Origin of the sequence: Blastomonas sp. AAP25, assembly GCF_001295965.1 — a bacterium.
Lineage (GTDB): Bacteria > Pseudomonadota > Alphaproteobacteria > Sphingomonadales > Sphingomonadaceae > Blastomonas > Blastomonas fulva.
Window position 1 is genome coordinate 56437 of record NZ_LJHP01000005.1, and the last position, 15997, is coordinate 72433.

Here is a 15997-nt window from a genome sequence, read left to right on the forward strand (position 1 = left end):
CGCTGACGGCATTGGCCCCTAGTCTTCGATCAAACCTTGGGGGTCCGATGAACCGAACACTTGCACTTGCGCTGGGCCTTGCGGCTGCTCTTTCCACGCCGCAGGCCCATGCCGCGCCCTCGGCGTCGGCATCCGGCCCCTATGCGGGGACGGAAAAGCTCGACGGGCTCTATCCGGTGCATGTCGACCGCAAGGGAGGGCGCATCCTGCTCTCGCTGCCCGCCGCCGGCGCGGACGGGGTGGTGACGCGGATGCTGTATACCACCGCGCTGCGCACCGGCCTGGGCTCGGCGCCGATCGGCCTCGACCGCGCACAGCCCGGTCCGGCGCAGATCCTGCTGGTCCGCCGGATGGGCAAGAAGGTCTCGTTCGAGCTCGAAAACCCGCGCTTCCGCGCCAGCGCAGGCTCGGCGTCGGAACAGGCCGCCGCCGCCAATGCCTTTGCGACATCGATGCTGTGGCTGGGGGACGTGATCGATGCCCCCGATGGCCGTCTGCTGGTCGATATCGCCCCGTTTCTGGCGCGCGATACCCGCAATGTCATCGGCCAGCTCAACTCCAGCGGTGAGAAGGGCTGGCGGCTGGTCGATGCGCTGAGCGCCGCCGATCCGGCTGCCGTGCGCGCCTTTCCGCTGAACCTGGAGTTCGAGGCGCGGCAGACCTATGCCACCGATACGCCGGGGCCCGAGGTGCGCAACATCGCGCCCGATCCCCGCCAGGTGACGTTGGTGGTGCGCCACAGCTTCGTCGCGCTGCCCGAGCCGGGCTATGTCGCGCGCGCCTTCGATCCGCGCGGCGGCAGCTTTGCCACGCAGATCCTCGATTTTTCCGCGCCGCTCGATGGCGAGATCGTCCAGAACCTGGCCAACCGCTTCCGGCTCGATCGGATCGATCCCAGTGCGCCGCGCTCGCGGGTACGCAAGCCGATCAAGTTCTACATCGATAACGCCGCGCCCGAGCCGATCCGCACCGCATTGCTCGAGGGCGCGCGCTGGTGGCAGACCGCGTTCGAGGCGGCGGGCTATATCGATGCCTATCAGGTCGAGATCCTGCCCGAAGGCGCCGATCCGCTCGACATGCGCTACAACGTTGTCAACTGGGTCAACCGCGCGACACGCGGCTGGTCCTATGGCTATGCGGTCACCGATCCGCGCACCGGCGAGATATTGAAGGGTGCGGTGCTGCTGGGTTCGCTGCGCGTGCGGCAGGACATGCTGATCTATGAAGCGCTGGTCGGTGCGGACAAGACCGGCACCGGCGGGCCTAACGATCCAGCCCAGGTGGCGCTGGCGCGCATCCGCCAGCTGTCCGCGCACGAGATCGGCCATGCTCTGGGACTGCTCCACAATTTTGCGGGCAGCACGCAGGATCGCGCCTCGGTGATGGATTACCCCGCGCCGCGCATCGGCCTCAAGGATGGCGCGCCCGATCTGTCGGATGCCTATGGCGTCGGGCTGGGTCGCTGGGATGTCCATGCGATCGACTGGCTGTATGGCGATCCGGCGAGCGGAAACCCCGATGCTGCCGCCATGGCGAAGGCGAACGAGGCCGCGCGGCAGGGCCTGCGCTTTGTCGCGGACGAGAATGCGCGCAGCGCCTCGGCCAGCCAGCCCTGGGGCAGCCTGTGGGACGATGGCGCTGATCCGGTGGCAGAGCTTGACAGGATGATGCAGGTGCGCGCCGCAGCCGTCTCGCGCTTCGGACCTGCGGCCTTGCAGCCGGGAGAACCGGTGGCCAATCTGCGGCGCAAGTTCGTGCCGGTCTGGCTGGTCCACCGCTATCAGGTCGAGGCGGCGGGCAAATTGCTGGGCGGACTGTATTCGGATTATGCCGTGGCGGGGCAGGGCGATGGCGCGGCGGTGGCGGTTGCCCCTGCCGAGCAATTGCGCGCGCTCGATTCGCTGCTGGCGACGCTCAGCCCGCAGGTACTCGACGTGCCCGCATCGCTTGCGCTGCAGCTGTCCGCCGGGTTCTCGGGCGACAGCGACCGCCAGACCGAGATCGAGATCATGCCGATGGCCGGCGCGGCTGCGTTCGATCCGCTCGCCGCGTCTGCGGTCGCCGCGCAGGTCACGCTGAATGCGCTGCTCGCACCCGAGCGGCTGGCGCGGATGGCGCAGCAGCATCGCGCCGACCGCGCCAGTCCGGGGCCGCAGGTCATCGCGCAGCGTCTGCTGGCGCTCACCGATGCACCTTTGGGCGATGCCCGGCTGGCGGCCGTGCGCCGCGCGCTGGGCACGCGGATCATCCTGTCGCTCGCCAGGGCATCGCGCGATGCGGATAGCGGTATCGAGGCATCCAGCCTGATCGACCAGGCGCTGACCGACTGGGCAGGTGCGCAAGGCGGCCGCCGCTTTGCCGATCCCGCCGACCGCGCCTGGGCGCTTTCGACCGCGCGGTTGCTCAAGGATCGCGAGGCGCTGGGCGCTGCGCTGGCTGGGGAAGGGGCAGAAGTTCCGATCCCGCCCGGAATGCCGATCGGCAACATGGATCACTGAGCCCGCCGGGCCAAAGCCTTTCAACAGGCCGGTCAGCAGGCGGGTCAGCCTGGGCGCTTCAGGCGAACCAGCGTCTCGTCCAGCACCTGCAGGAAGCGCGACCGGTCGGTCTTGCCGAACGGAGCCGGTCCGCCGACGATGTCGCCACCAGCGCGCAGATCGGCCATGATCGCGCGGGTCGCGATCGCGCTTCCGATCGAGTTGGCGGTGAACGGCTTGCCGGTGGGCGATATCACCACCGCGCCCTGCTTGATGCAGCGGTCGGCGAGCAGGATGTCGGAGGTGATCACCACCGTCCTGGCATCGGTGCGCTCGGCGATCCAGTCATCGGCCGCATCGAAGCCATCGCCCACCACCGTGCGTCCGATCAGCGGATGGTCGGGTATGCGGATCGGGCTGTTGCTGACGATCATCACCGCCACGCCATGGCGCAGCGCGACGCGGTAGATCTCGTCCTTCACCGGACAGGCATCGGCATCGACCAGGATCATCATCGGTACATCGCTCCTCTTGTGTCACGCGTTCGATGACCGGACATGCGTGCGTGTATCGATTGACCGTTGCGGCTGCCAGCCGGAAATCCGCCGCTTCGCCGGGCCGGCCCCGTCCACGCGCGTCGTGGTGCGGCCCATTAACGCGGTTTGTCATCTATCGCGCAGGGGTTGTCACGGGCCATGGCAGGCCGCGCCGCTTATCCTTGCGCCAGTGACCAACCGGGGCAGGGGGCCGACGCATGACCCGCAACAACCAGCGCGACAACAATGTGATGACCGATGTGAAGCTGGCCGCGATCAGCGCGCTGGCCACCGCGCTCGTCATCCTGCTGGCCAATGCCTCCCCCGGCTGGGGCGCCGACGAACCGATGGCCGAACGCGGGCCGATCATCGCCGACAGCAGCGGGCTGATCGCGCCATAGCATTCTGCGCTGCACCTGCTGGCCTGGACGGTTGCTTTCGCGACCCCGCCGGGGCAGGGTTTGCAGGCATGTCCAACGATACAGATCTGGAAACCATCCTGCTGGGGCCTGTCCTGGAGAATCGTGACTGCGGCGCGTGCACCGCTTGCTGCAGCGTACTCACCGTCAACACCCCGGAATTCAGCAAGCCTGCCGGGACGCCGTGCAGGCATCTCGGCCCGATTCTCGGCGAGCATTCAGGCGCGCAAGGCTGCACCATCCACGCGGTCCGCCCGCCGATCTGCCGGACATGGTTCTGCGCGTGGCGCAGGGTGGCCGCCATGCCCGACGATGCCCGCCCGGACCGTTCGGGCCTGCTGGTTTCGCTCAACTTCGTGCGCGATCCGCGCAACTGCCTCGAGGCGGTGGCATTCAACGTGCGCGCCACAGGCGACGGCGACGGGTTCGACGAGGGTGTCGCGCGGACCATCATCGACAGCCTGTGCGACCGGCAGGTGGCGGTATGGTTCACCGATGGGTCGAAGAAGATGCTGCTGCACCCCGAGAGCGACGTGGCCCGGCTGGTGATATCAGGCGAACCGGCGCCCGCACATCTGGCCGCCGAGGTCGCCGCCTGGCGCCAGCAATACGCCGCGTTCACGCAAGCCGACTGAACCGCACGGCGATTTTCGCGTGTCTGCCAAGCCCTCGTCACACGACCGTGCCTGACCCTCGACGGGGTCGGGGTGGAAGGGACAATCATGCGGGGGGAGTTGGAGGCCCGAGCCGGAATCGAACCGGCGTGCAAGGATTTGCAGTCCTCTGCGTAACCACTCCGCCATCGGGCCACCGGTGTGGAAGGACGCGGCATTGTGCCGCTTTGCAGCGAAAGTCAAGCCGCAAGCGCATGGCATGCCGCTCGAAACGGGCAGGGGGAAGCGGCAGTGCGCAAAGCTCTCGCGTTGGCGCAAATGCTGTATTGCCATAATAATACAGCCGTGCCATAACCAGCGATGCAGCGATATCGATTGCATTTTGCAACCGGAAGGCTATCAAAGCGGCACCGTTCGGACCGTTTGGGCTTGCATCGCTGGTCGCATATTCTAGGGCGCTTGGACATGACCGACACACACACTCTTGCTCCGCCAGATTTTGCCGCTGCCCGCAGGCACATGATCGAAAGCCAGCTGCGTCCCAGCGATGTCAGCGATCCCGTCGTCATCGCAGCGATGGCGGTGACCCGCCGCGAGGATTTCGTTCCCGCTGCCCAGCAGCATCTTGCCTATATCGATCGCGCCGTGCCGCTGTCGGGTGGCCGCGTACTCAACCCGGCGCTGTCGAGCGGCCTGCTGCTTACCCGCGCCGAACTTTCGGGGAACGAAAAGGTGCTGCTGATCGGAGCAGGCACCGGTTATCTCGCCGCGCTTCTGGCTGGCATCGTCGCCAGGGTGGTCGCCGTCGAAGACAATCGTGCCTTGGTCGAACATGCCAGCGCCGCGCTGGGCGGCATGGCCAATGTCTCCGTCATCGAATCGGATCTGACACAAGGACATGCAGCCGACGCACCCTATGACCTGATCATCATTGACGGCGCGGTCCAACAGGTGCCCGATTCGCTGGTGGCCCAATTGGCCGAAGGGGGTCGTCTGCTCGCAGGTGTGGATGAAGCAGGTGTCTCGCGGCTGGCCATGGGCCGGCGCCAGGCAGGTGCCTTTGCCCTCATTCCCTTTGCCGATACCGATATTGCCCCGCTTGCGGCCTTTGCCCGGCCAAAAAGCTATAGCTTCTGACGCATGACCATCGCCCGGCAACAGGGCGGGGGAAGATATGAGAACCGGATTGATGAAGACTTCGCATTGGCTGGCCGGTTGTGGTGCGGTATTCGTTCTGGGCGCAGCGCCGCTGCACGCGGAAACGCTGCGCGATGCGCTGGTCGCGGCCTATCAGACCAATCCCACGCTCAACGCGGCGCGCGCCCAGCAGCGCGCGACCGATGAAGGCGTGCCGATCGCGCTGGCCGATGGCCGCCCCAATTCTCAGGTCCAGGCGCAGTATTCGGAAAACTTCCTCAACCCGGCCAACGCGTTCACCGCGCCGGATCGGTCGGTCAACGGTACCATCAGCCTTAACGTGCCGATCTATTCTGGCGGCAGCGCGCGCAACGCGATCAACGCCGCCAAGGTTCGCGTCGGCGCCGGGCAGGCCGATCTGCGCGGCACCGAAGCGACGGTGTTCAGCAATGTCGTCGCGGCCTATATGGATGTCATCCGCGACGAGGCGATCGTGGGGCTGCAGCGGCAGAACGTGTCGGTGCTCGATGTCAACCTTCAGGCCTCGTCCGACCGGTTCGAGATCGGCGACCTGACCCGCACCGATGTCGCCCAGTCCGAAGCGCGGCTGGCGATCGCCCGCAGCGATCTGCAGACCGCCGAAGCCAATCTGATCCGCAGCAAGGAAACCTATATCCAGCTGGTCGGCACCGCGCCGGGCCAGCTCGAACCTCCGCCGCCGCTGCCCAACCTGCCCGAGGCGCCTGAGGCAGCAGTGTTCACCGCGCTCGACAATAACCCCGATCTGGAAGCGGCGCGCGAGCGCGTCGAGGCCGCCAATTTCGACGTCAAGGCCGCGCGCGGCACGCGGATGCCGCAGATCAGCCTGTTCTCGCAGGGCAACTATCAGAACTTTCTCGGCACTCTGGGCAGCACGCTCATCCAGGGTAATTTCGTGCAGCAGCAGTCGAGCGCTGCCGCCGGCGTGCAGCTGACGGTCCCGGTCTATCAGGGTGGACGCCCCGGCGCGCAGATCCGCCGTGCGCAGGCGGTGTCGGGCCAGGCGATGGAGCAGGAAATCGCGGTCGAGCGCGGTATCATCGCGCAGGTCCGCGCGGCCTATGCCAGCTTCAATGCCTCGATGCAGGTGATCGAGTCATCGCAAAAGGCCGTCGAATCGAACACGCTGGCGCTCGAAGGCGTGCGCGCCGAGAACAGCGTCGGCAACCGTACCATTCTCGATATCCTCGATGCCGAGCGCGAACTGCTCAATGCGCAGGTCCAGCTCGTCACCGCGCGGCGCAACGCCTATGTCGCGGGCTTTACCCTGCTCGCCGCGATGGGCCGGGCAGAAGCGCGCGATCTGGGGCTGGATGGCGGCGTGCTGTACGATCCCGACATCAATTACGAGCGTGTCCGCGACAAGATCAACGACTGGGATTCGGACAAGAACCCGGTAGCGCAATCGACGCGCACCGTTGACAGCCCCGCGCAAAATGCCGCAGTGGTGGGACCGCCCAACCAATAGGCCGGGCACAGGGGCGTTCTCGAATCAGGGGCTTGAACAATGACGCGCGATATCGGCGAGCCAAGCCTTGAAGAGATTCTTGCCTCGATCAAGAAGGTGATTGCCGAGGATGGCCGCAAACCGCGCCGTCCCGCGCCTTCGCGGCCCGCGCCCGCCCGGCAGGAAAAGCCCGCAGAAGACGTTCTCGAACTGACCGAAAGCGTCGAGCCCAGCGATCCGCTGGATGACGAGCCCCCGCTGGTCGGCCGCGCGGGCGAACAGTCGATGCGCGAATCGCTGGCGGTGCTGGCGACGTTGACCGAACCGGGTGTCAGCCCGCAGATCGTGCGTTCGGGCGAGACCTCGCTCGAGGGCATGGTGCGCGAGATGCTACGCCCGATGCTTGCCGAATGGCTTGACCGCAACCTGCCCGACATGGTCGAGGCGCTGGTCGCCAAGGAGATCGGCCGGATCACCGGTCGCAAGGGCTGAGCAGCTCTTCGCCCCCAAGGGGCTTTGCGCCGCGCGGCGCTTGCTGGTATCAGCTGAAACCATGAAAAACACCGTCATTGCTGCGCTGCTGGCCAGCGCCCTTTCGCCGTTGCTGCTTGCCGCTCCCGCCACCGCGCGACCGATGACCGAAAGCGATCTGGCCACATTCAACCGGCTGGGTGCGCCCGCCGCCTCGCCCGATGGCAAATGGGTCGCCTATCAGCTGACCACCACCGATCTGGCCGCCAACAAGCGCAGCACCGGGCTGTATCTGCTCGATATCGCCAGCCGCAATGCGCAGGCGATCGCAATCGCCGATTCTCCGGGGCACAACGAAAGCGCGCCGGTGTTCGCGCGCGATGGCCAGCACCTCTATTTCCTTTCCAACCGATCGGGCACTGCCCAAGTCTGGCGCGTGGCGCTGCCCACCGGCGAGCCGATGCAGGTCACCAGCTCTGCCACCGATATCAGCGGGTTCAGCCTGTCGCCCGACGGCGCGCGGCTCGCGGTCTGGGCGGATCTGAAGCAGGGCTGCTCGCTCGAAGGCTGCGCAGACAGCAAGGCCAAGCTGGCAGGCAGCGGCCGCGAGTACGACCGGCTGTTCGTGCGCCACTGGGATAGCTGGCGCGAACCGGGCACCTACAGCCGCATCTATGCCTATGCGCTGGGCAGCGACGGCAAAGCCACGGGACCTGGACGCAGTATCAGCGGCTCGATCGAGGGCGATGCGCCGAGCAAGCCGTTCGGCGGGGGCGAGGAGATCGCCTGGGCCGCGGACAGCAGCGCGATCGCCTTCACCATCCGCAAATCCGATGGCGACGAGCCGCGATCGACCAATCTCGACATCGTCTGGCAGCCGCTGGCCGAAGGCGCCGCGGCGGTGAACCTGACGCAAGCCAACCAGGCGACCGATTCGCTGCCTGCGGCCTCGCCCGATGGCAGATGGCTGGCCTGGGCGGCAATGGCGCGCCCCGGCTATGAGGCCGACCGGATGGTCGTGCATCTGCGCGACATGAAGACCGGCAAGGTCACCAAGCTCACCGAGGACTGGGACCGCTCGGCAGGCTCGATCGCGTGGGGCATGGATTCGAAGAGCCTGCTGGTCACCGCGCAGGACACACTCGAGCACCCTGTGTTCCGCATCGATGTGCCGACCGGCAAGGTGACCCGGCTGACCGAGCGCGGCAATGTTGCCAATGTCGTGCCGCTCGCCGGTGGCGCCATGCTTTATACTGTCAACTCGATCGCCGCGCCCGACGATCTGGTGCTGATGGAGAAGAACGGCCAGACCCGCCGCCTGACCAACGTCAATGCCGACAAGCTCGCAGGGCTCGATCCGGTGCAGTACGAAAAGTTCAGCTTCAAGGGCGCGAACGGCGATCTCGTCCACGGCCAGATCGTCAAGCCGCAGGGTGCCAAGGGCAAGCTGCCGGTCGCTCTGCTGGTGCATGGCGGACCGCAGGGCAGCTTCAACAACAGCTGGTCGTATCGCTGGAACCCGGCGGTGATGGCCTCGCAGGGCTATGCTGCGGTCACCATCGATTTCCACGGCTCGACCGGATATGGCCAGGCGTTCACCGACAGCATCAACAAGGACTGGGGCGGCAAGCCGCTCGAGGACCTCAAGCTCGGCATGGCGGCGCTGCCCGGCATCGATGCCGGGCTCGACACCAGCAACGCCTGCGCACTCGGCGGCAGCTATGGCGGTTACATGATGAACTGGATCGCAGGCCAGTGGCCCGACGGCTTCAAGTGCCTGGTGACGCACGCGGGCGTGTTCGATCTGCGGGCCATGGCGTTCGAGACCGAGGAACTGTGGTTCGACGAATGGGACCATGGCGGCCCGTGGTGGCAGCGCCAGGATGCCGAGAAGTGGAACCCGGTCAATCATGTGACCAACTGGAAGACGCCGACGCTGGTGATCCACGGAGAAAAGGACTTCCGCATTCCTTATTCGCAATCGCTCGCCGCGTTCACCGCGCTGCAGCGGCAAGGGATCGAATCGAAGCTCCTGATCTTCCCGGACGAGAACCATTGGGTGCTGAAAGCGCAGAACAGCGTCCAATGGCATCGCAACGTGTTCGACTGGCTGGAGCGCCATCTCAAAACGTCTGGAAAATAACGCATCCTGCGTTAAAGCGGCGGGATGACGAGCACCGACAAGCAAGAGCTGCCCAAGACATTCGATCCATCCGCGATCGAGGCGAAATGGTATCCGCATTGGGAGGAGACGAACGCGTTTCGTCCCGAGCGGCCCGATGCTGCGCCGTACACGATCGTCAACCCGCCGCCGAACGTGACGGGATCGCTGCACATCGGCCATGCGCTCGACAACACGCTGCAGGACATCATGATCCGCTACGAGCGGCTGCGCGGCAAGGATGCGCTCTGGGTGGTCGGCACTGACCACGCGGGCATCGCGACGCAGATGGTGGTCGAGCGCCAGCTCGAAGCGGCGCAGGACAAGCGCACCAACTACAGCCGCGAGGACTTCGTCAAAAAGGTCTGGGAGTGGAAGGAAGAGAGCGGCGGCCAGATCACTCGCCAGCTGCGCCGCCTTGGTTGCTCGATGGACTGGTCGCGCGAGCAGTTCACCATGGACCCGCATTTCAGCAAGGCGGTGCTCAAGGTGTTCGTCGACCTGTACAACCAGGGGCTGATCTATCGCGACAAGCGGCTGGTCAACTGGGACCCAAAGCTCAAGACCGCGATCAGCGATCTTGAGGTCGAGACGCGCGAAATGCAGGGGAGCTTCTGGCACTTCCGTTATCCCCTGGCCGATGGCGTTACCCTCGACGATGGCCGCGATCATATCGTGGTTGCGACGACGCGGCCCGAGACGATGCTCGCCGATATGGCGGTGGCGGTGAACGGCGAAGACCCGCGTTATGCCAGCGTCATCGGCAAGTTCGTCGAGCTGCCGATCACCGGACGACGCGTGCCGATCGTCGCCGATGACCATGCCGACCCCGAGCTGGGTTCGGGCGCAGTGAAGATCACCCCGGGACATGATTTCAACGATTTCGAGGTTGGCCGGCGCGCAGGGATTGCAGCGGCGGACATGCTCAACATGTTCGATGCCGAGGCGAAGGTGGTGCAGACCGCCGATGGCCTGATCCCGGCAGAATTCGTCGGCGTGGATCGCTTCGATGCGCGCAAACTTGTGGTCGAGCAGATGAAGGCGCTGGGCCGTCTGGTCCCGCACACCGTGACCGCCAAGGATGGCGAAGTCACCGAGCACGACGCCGAGCCGCGCACGATCCAGACGCCTTATGGCGACCGCGGCGGCGTGGTCATCGAACCCTGGCTCACCGACCAATGGTATGTCGACGCCAAGACGCTGGCCCAGCCCGCGATCGAGGCGGTGAAGACCGGCGTGATCGAGATCGTCCCCAAGAGCTGGGAAAAGACGTTCTTCCACTGGATGGACAATATCCAGCCCTGGTGCGTCTCGCGCCAGCTCTGGTGGGGGCACCGGATCCCGGCGTGGTATGGCTCGGACGGCAAATGCTATGTCGCCGAGACCGAAGAGGAAGCGCGCGCGCTGGCAGGCGAAGGCGTCACGCTCGACCGCGATTCCGACGTCCTCGACACCTGGTTCTCGTCTGCGCTCTGGCCGTTTGCCACTCTGGGTTGGCCGCAGGATGGTGCAGACGCGCCGCTGGTTGCCAAGCACTATCCCAACGACCTGCTCATCTCCGGCTTCGACATCCTGTTCTTCTGGGATGCGCGGATGGCGATGATGGGGACGCATTTCATGGGCGCAGCGCCTTGGAAGCAGCTGTATCTGCACGGCCTCGTCCGCGCGGCGGATGGCGCGAAGATGTCCAAGTCCAAGGGCAACACCGTCGATCCTTTGGGCCTGATCGACCAATATGGCGCCGATGCGCTGCGCTTCTTCATGGCGGCAATGGAAAGCCAGGGCCGCGACATCAAGATGGATGAGCGCCGCGTCGAGGGCTATCGCAACTTCGCCACCAAGCTTTGGAACGCCGCGCGCTTCTGCCAGTCGAACGGCATCGGTGCGAGTGCATCGGTCGCGGCTCCACAGGCGACGCTCGCGGTCAACCGCTGGATCATCGGCGAAGTCGTGGACACCGTCGCGGCGCTCGACAAGGCGCTCGCCGATCTGCGCTTCGATGCGGCAGCCAACGCGATCTATCACTTCGTCTGGGATCAGTTCTGCGACTGGTATCTGGAGTTGATCAAGCCGGTGCTGTCCGCCGAGGGCGACACGGGCGAGGCCACAGAAACGCGGCGCGTTGCAGGTTGGGTGCTCGACCAGATCCTGGTGATGCTGCACCCGTTCATGCCGTTCATCACCGAAGAATTGTGGCATGCGCTGGGCGAGCGGGCGGGCGATCTGATCGTGGCGGAGTGGCCGCAGCCGGAAGCCAGCGTCGATGTCGAGGCGAAGGCGGAGACCGAGTGGCGCATCGCGTTGGTCCGTGAAATTCGCTCGGCCAAGAATGAGCTGGGCATTTCGCCGGGTGCGCGTCTCAATGCCTTTGTCCAGGGTGCGAACGATCAAACGAAGGGCTGGATCAACGGCTTCTGGACGGGGGCCCAAAGGCTGGCCCGGATCGATTTCGCACCGCTGGACGATGCCGCTCCCGAAGGCGCGACGATCCAGATCGTCGTCAACGAGGCGACCTTCGTGCTGCCGCTCGACGGCATCATCGACATCGCCGCCGAAAAGGCACGCCTCGCCAAGGCGCTCGAAGCCGTCTCGAAGGAAGCCAAATCGCTCGATGGTCGCCTGTCCAACCCGGCGTTTGTCGAGAAGGCCAAGCCCGAAGCGGTCGAAAAGGCCCGCGCCGACCATGCCGAGAAATCCGCCGAGGCCGAGCGGCTGGCAGCGGCGCTCGCGCGGCTTGGATAAGCGCCAACCGCTGGGCCCGCGGGGCGGGGAGTTGCCGCGATGAGCCTGTCCTATGCGCGGCTGCTCGCTCGGCGGGTGGTCCGCTCCCTGTGGTTCACACCCGCAGCCTATGCGGTGCTGGCAGTGGCGGTGTTGCTGTTGGCTCCGGCGGCGGCGGTGCTGTTGCCCGACGAGTTCAACAAGCTGATCGGGCTCGATGGCGTCGATGATCTGCTCGGCGTGCTGGCCAACACGCTGCTCGCGGTGGCGATCTTCTCGCTTGGCATCATGGTCTCGTCGCTGCAGGCAGCAGCGTCTGCGGCGACACCGCGCGCGCGGCCGCTGCTGATGCAGGACCGCACCGCGCAGAACGCGATCTCGGTGTTCATCGGCGGGTTCATCTTCGCGATCGTCGGCACCGTGGGACTTTCGACCAGCTATTTTGGCGCACCTGCACGGGTCATCCTGTTCATGACCACCTGTCTGGTCATCCTGTCGGTGATCTATGCGCTGATCCGCTGGATCGGGCGGCTGAGCAATCTGGGCGATGTCTCCGAGGTCGTCGATCTGCTCGAAGGTGCCGCCGACAAGGCGTTTGCAGAACTCGCCAGGCGGCCCTTGCTGGGCGGGGTGGAGATGATCGCGCTTCCCGAGCATGGCGTGCCGCTGCGCGCCGACCGGTTCGGGTTTGTCCAGGCGATCGACGATGACCTGTTCGCGACGATCAGCGCCGAGCAGGATGTCGATTTCCATCTCGCCGTTCGCCCCGGCACCTATGTCGATTCGACGACCGTGCTGCTCAAGACATCGAAGGCACTGGACGAGGAGACGGCGCGGTCGGTGCATCGGGCTTTCGTCATCGGCGGCGATCGCACTTTCGAGGCCGATCCGCGCTATTGCCTGGTCGTGCTGTCCGAAACCGCGTCGAAGGCGCTGTCTCCCGGGGTGAACGATCCAGGGACCGCGATCGACGTGCTGGGCACCTCGCTGCGCGTGCTCGCAGGGTGGAGCAGCGCGGCCAGGGAAACGCCCGCGCGCGTCACCTGCCCGCGGCTGCACGTGCCACGGGTCAGCGTCGAGGATTTGGTGGTCGACGCATTCCGCTGGATCGCGCGCGATGGCGCTGGCCAGCTTGAGGTGCAGATCCGGCTGCAAAAGGCGCTGGCGTCGCTCGCCGCGCATGATCCGGTGCTGTTCGGTGCGGCTGCCCGCGCGATGTCGCACGAGGCGTTCGCGCGCGCGAAGATCGGGCTGGCGCTGCCTGCGGATGTCGAGATTCTGGAGCGGTTCGTCCTCGATTGATGTCTTGATCATGCCATTCAAATCCTCCCCAAGCTTGCTGCGGGGTCGGGTGGAGGGACTGAACAACGTTCCCCGTTTTCCTTTCGGTCACCCTGAACTTGTTTCAGGGCCCATTTCTCCTAACAATGCTTCGGCTGCTGGGGCACGATGGGTCCTGAAACAAGTTCAGGATGACGGTGGTGGCGAGGTCTGCGCCTAGTCTACCCATCGCATCGCTGCCACCTGCCCCCTTGCCCCTTGGCCTCTCGTTCCCTAAACGTTCGTGGTGAACAGTCTCGCCCCCGCATCCGAATTCCCGCCGCCCTCGGCCAGTGACCCCGCTTATCTGCAGGGGCTCAACACGCCGCAGCGCGAGGCTGTGCTGTCGTCCGAGGGGCCGGTGCTGGTGCTGGCAGGCGCGGGCACGGGCAAGACCGCGGCGCTCACCGCGCGGCTGGCGCATCTGATCGCGACCCGCCGTGCCTGGCCGTCCGAAATTCTCGCCGTCACCTTTACCAACAAGGCTGCGCGCGAGATGCGCGAGCGCGTCGGGCGGATCATCGGCGATGCGGTCGAAGGCATGCCGTGGCTGGGCACCTTCCACTCGATCGGCGCCAAGATGCTGCGCCGCCATGCCGAACTGGTCGGGCTGCAAAGCAACTTCACGATCATAGACACCGACGACCAGTTGCGGCTGCTCAAGCAATTGATCCAGGCCGCCGATATCGACGACAAGCGCTGGCCCGCGCGGCAACTCGCCGGGTGCATCGACCGCTGGAAGAACAAGGGGCTCAATCCGCACGAGCTCGACGCGGCCGAGAGCGAGCTGTATGCCAACGGGCGGGGGCAGGAGCTGTACACCGCCTATCAGGACCGGCTGAAGGCCCTGAACGCGTGCGATTTCGGCGACCTTCTGCTGCACATGCTGACATTGCTCAAGACCGACCGCGCGGTGCTCGAGCAGTATCAGCAGCGGTTCAAGTACATCCTGGTCGACGAATATCAGGACACCAATTCGAGCCAGTATCTGTGGCTCCGGCTGCTCGCGCAGGCGCGCAAGAACATCTGCTGCGTCGGCGATGACGACCAGTCGATCTATTCGTGGCGCGGCGCAGAGGTCGCGAACATCCTGCGGTTCGAGAAGGATTTTCCCGGCGCGCGGATCATCCGGCTCGAGCAGAATTACCGCTCCACCCCGCACATTCTGGGCGCCGCATCCGGCCTGATCGCGTCGAACAGCGACCGGCTCGGCAAGACTTTGTGGACCGAGGTCGATGCCGGGCAGAAGGTGCGCGTGCTGGGCGTCTGGGACGGGCCCGAAGAGGCACGGCGGACCGGCGAGGAGCTCGAACGGATCACGCGCGAGGGCACCAGCCTCGACAAGACCGCGATCCTGGTGCGCGCCTCGTTCCAGACCCGCGAGTTCGAGGACCGGTTCATCGCCATCGGGATGCCCTACCGCATCGTCGGGGGCTTCCGCTTCTATGAGCGAGCCGAAATCCGCGATGCGCTGGCTTACCTGCGCGTCGTCAACCAGCCTGCGGACGATCTGGCGTTCGAGCGGATCGTCAACACGCCCAAGCGCGGCCTGGGCGACAAAGCGGTCGAGAAGGTGCACCGCGTCGCGCGCGCCACCGGGCTGCCGCTCAGCGCTGCCGCATTCCAGATCCTCGACAGCGACGAACTGCCCGCGCGTGCCCGCACGGCGCTGGCGGGGCTGATGCGTGGCATCGCGCGCTGGCGCGAGATGCTCACCACGATGAACCCTGCGGACCTCGTTCGGCAGATCATGGACGAATCGGGCTATACCCAGGTGCTGCAGGCGGAAAAGTCGGTCGAGGCATCGGGGCGGCTCGAGAACCTCTCCGAACTTGCCCGCGCGATGGAAGAGTATGAGAGCCTCGGCGATTTCCTCGAGCATGTCAGCCTGGTCATGGACAACGAGGCATCGGCCGACGAGGCCAAGGTCACGATGATGACCATCCACGGCGCCAAGGGGCTCGAGTTCGAGCACGTCTTCCTCGCCGGCTGGGAGGAGGGGGTGTTTCCCTCGCAGCGCTCGCTCGACGAGGGCGGGCTTGCCAGCCTCGAGGAAGAACGCCGCCTGGCTTATGTCGCGATTACGCGTGCGCGCAGCACCTGCACGATCATGCACGCCGCCAACCGGCGGATCTATGGCCAGTGGACCAGTTCGATCCCCTCGCGCTTCATCGGCGAATTGCCGGCAGAGCATATCGAGGAAGAAAGCTCGATGACCGGCGGGGCGTCCCTGTGGCGGGCAGGGCTGTCAGAGCGCGACGATCCGTTCGCGCACCTGGCGCGCGACCCCGAACGCGCGGCGCGGCGCGGGCCCGGCTGGCAGCGTGCGGCGCAGGTCCCCGGCGGGTTCAACGCGACGCCGCAGCGTGTCGCCGAAGCCCGTACCAGCGCGATCAGCCTGGGCAATGCCGGGCGCAGCGATGTCGATATCGGCACTCGCGTCTTCCACCAGAAATTCGGTTACGGGCTGGTGGCGGAGAAGGAGGGCAACAAGCTGGAGATCGATTTCGAGACTTCGGGTCGCAAGCGGGTGATCGACAGCTTTATCAGCCTCGCTTGATCACTTTTTGATCGTCACCCCCGCGAAGGCGGGGGTGCCGCTTTTGCGCGAATGTCCTGAAAAGCGGGATTCCCGCGTGCGCGGGAATGACGAAG

At 65.8% G+C, this 15997-nt stretch carries 11 protein-coding genes and 1 tRNA gene; 10 read left to right on the forward strand and 2 right to left on the reverse strand.

What is annotated here, in order from left to right; translation table 11 throughout:
* Positions 1-47: 47 nt before the first annotated feature.
* The gene (locus IP68_RS04980; protein ID WP_054133880.1) at positions 48-2498 is read left to right on the forward strand and encodes a zinc-dependent metalloprotease; all 2451 of its coding nucleotides are present in this window, start codon (positions 48-50) and stop codon (positions 2496-2498) included.
* 44 nt (positions 2499-2542) lie between these two features.
* Here the strand turns inward: IP68_RS04980 and IP68_RS04985 are convergent, their stop codons facing one another.
* Positions 2543-2992, reverse strand: coding sequence for a YaiI/YqxD family protein (locus tag IP68_RS04985; RefSeq protein WP_054133881.1), 450 nt, complete (start codon positions 2990-2992; stop codon positions 2543-2545).
* A gap of 239 nt (positions 2993-3231) precedes the next feature.
* Here IP68_RS04985 and IP68_RS04990 point away from each other — a divergent pair, with 239 nt between their 5' ends.
* Both IP68_RS04990 and IP68_RS04995 read left to right on the forward strand, forming a co-directional pair.
* Positions 3232-3414, forward strand: a complete 183-nt coding sequence (locus tag IP68_RS04990) for a hypothetical protein (protein ID WP_054133882.1) — start codon at positions 3232-3234, stop codon at positions 3412-3414.
* Between the two features lie 68 nt (positions 3415-3482).
* Positions 3483-4067 carry a hypothetical protein gene (locus IP68_RS04995; RefSeq protein ID WP_054133883.1) on the forward strand — a complete coding sequence of 195 codons (585 nt, stop codon included), beginning with the start codon at positions 3483-3485 and terminating at the stop codon, positions 4065-4067.
* 100 nt (positions 4068-4167) lie between these two features.
* On the opposite strand, the gene IP68_RS05000 is transcribed toward IP68_RS04995, so the two are convergent.
* Positions 4168-4241, reverse strand: a tRNA-Cys gene (locus tag IP68_RS05000).
* A 270-nt stretch (positions 4242-4511) separates the two neighbouring features.
* On the opposite strand from IP68_RS05000, the gene IP68_RS05005 reads away from it, so the two are divergent.
* From IP68_RS05005 to IP68_RS05035, 7 genes are all read left to right on the forward strand, one after another.
* Entirely contained in the window at positions 4512-5183 is a 672-nt protein-coding gene (locus tag IP68_RS05005) for a protein-L-isoaspartate O-methyltransferase (protein ID WP_054133884.1), read from the forward strand.
* Between the two features lie 52 nt (positions 5184-5235).
* On the forward strand, positions 5236-6690 hold the full coding sequence (locus IP68_RS05010; RefSeq protein ID WP_054134319.1) for a TolC family outer membrane protein: 1455 nt from the start codon (positions 5236-5238) through the stop codon (positions 6688-6690).
* Between the two features lie 39 nt (positions 6691-6729).
* On the forward strand, positions 6730-7161 hold the full coding sequence (locus IP68_RS05015) for a DUF2497 domain-containing protein (protein WP_054133885.1): 432 nt from the start codon (positions 6730-6732) through the stop codon (positions 7159-7161).
* Positions 7162-7222: 61 nt separating this feature from the next.
* Positions 7223-9283 carry a S9 family peptidase gene (locus IP68_RS05020; protein WP_054133886.1) on the forward strand — a complete coding sequence of 687 codons (2061 nt, stop codon included), beginning with the start codon at positions 7223-7225 and terminating at the stop codon, positions 9281-9283.
* Between the two features lie 24 nt (positions 9284-9307).
* On the forward strand, positions 9308-12043 hold the full coding sequence (locus IP68_RS05025) for a valine--tRNA ligase (RefSeq protein WP_054133887.1): 2736 nt from the start codon (positions 9308-9310) through the stop codon (positions 12041-12043).
* A gap of 39 nt (positions 12044-12082) precedes the next feature.
* Positions 12083-13324: a DUF2254 domain-containing protein gene (locus tag IP68_RS05030; RefSeq protein ID WP_054133888.1), complete on the forward strand. Its 1242-nt coding sequence runs from the start codon at positions 12083-12085 to the stop codon at positions 13322-13324.
* Positions 13325-13589: 265 nt separating this feature from the next.
* Entirely contained in the window at positions 13590-15902 is a 2313-nt protein-coding gene (locus tag IP68_RS05035; RefSeq protein ID WP_054133889.1) for an ATP-dependent helicase, read from the forward strand.
* The last annotated feature ends 95 nt before the right edge of the window (positions 15903-15997 follow it).

Bases quoted from the DNA above. Each gene is read 5' to 3' on its own strand.
- IP68_RS04980 (WP_054133880.1), top strand. From the start codon at position 48: ATGAACCGAACACTTGCACTTGCGCTGGGCCTTGCGGCTGCTCTTTCC.
- IP68_RS04985 (WP_054133881.1), bottom strand. From the start codon at position 2,992: ATGATGATCCTGGTCGATGCCGATGCCTGTCCGGTGAAGGACGAGATC.
- IP68_RS04990 (WP_054133882.1), top strand. From the start codon at position 3,232: ATGACCCGCAACAACCAGCGCGACAACAATGTGATGACCGATGTGAAG.
- IP68_RS04995 (WP_054133883.1), top strand. From the start codon at position 3,483: ATGTCCAACGATACAGATCTGGAAACCATCCTGCTGGGGCCTGTCCTG.
- IP68_RS05005 (WP_054133884.1), top strand. From the start codon at position 4,512: ATGACCGACACACACACTCTTGCTCCGCCAGATTTTGCCGCTGCCCGC.
- IP68_RS05010 (WP_054134319.1), top strand. From the start codon at position 5,236: ATGAAGACTTCGCATTGGCTGGCCGGTTGTGGTGCGGTATTCGTTCTG.
- IP68_RS05015 (WP_054133885.1), top strand. From the start codon at position 6,730: ATGACGCGCGATATCGGCGAGCCAAGCCTTGAAGAGATTCTTGCCTCG.
- IP68_RS05020 (WP_054133886.1), top strand. From the start codon at position 7,223: ATGAAAAACACCGTCATTGCTGCGCTGCTGGCCAGCGCCCTTTCGCCG.
- IP68_RS05025 (WP_054133887.1), top strand. From the start codon at position 9,308: ATGACGAGCACCGACAAGCAAGAGCTGCCCAAGACATTCGATCCATCC.
- IP68_RS05030 (WP_054133888.1), top strand. From the start codon at position 12,083: ATGAGCCTGTCCTATGCGCGGCTGCTCGCTCGGCGGGTGGTCCGCTCC.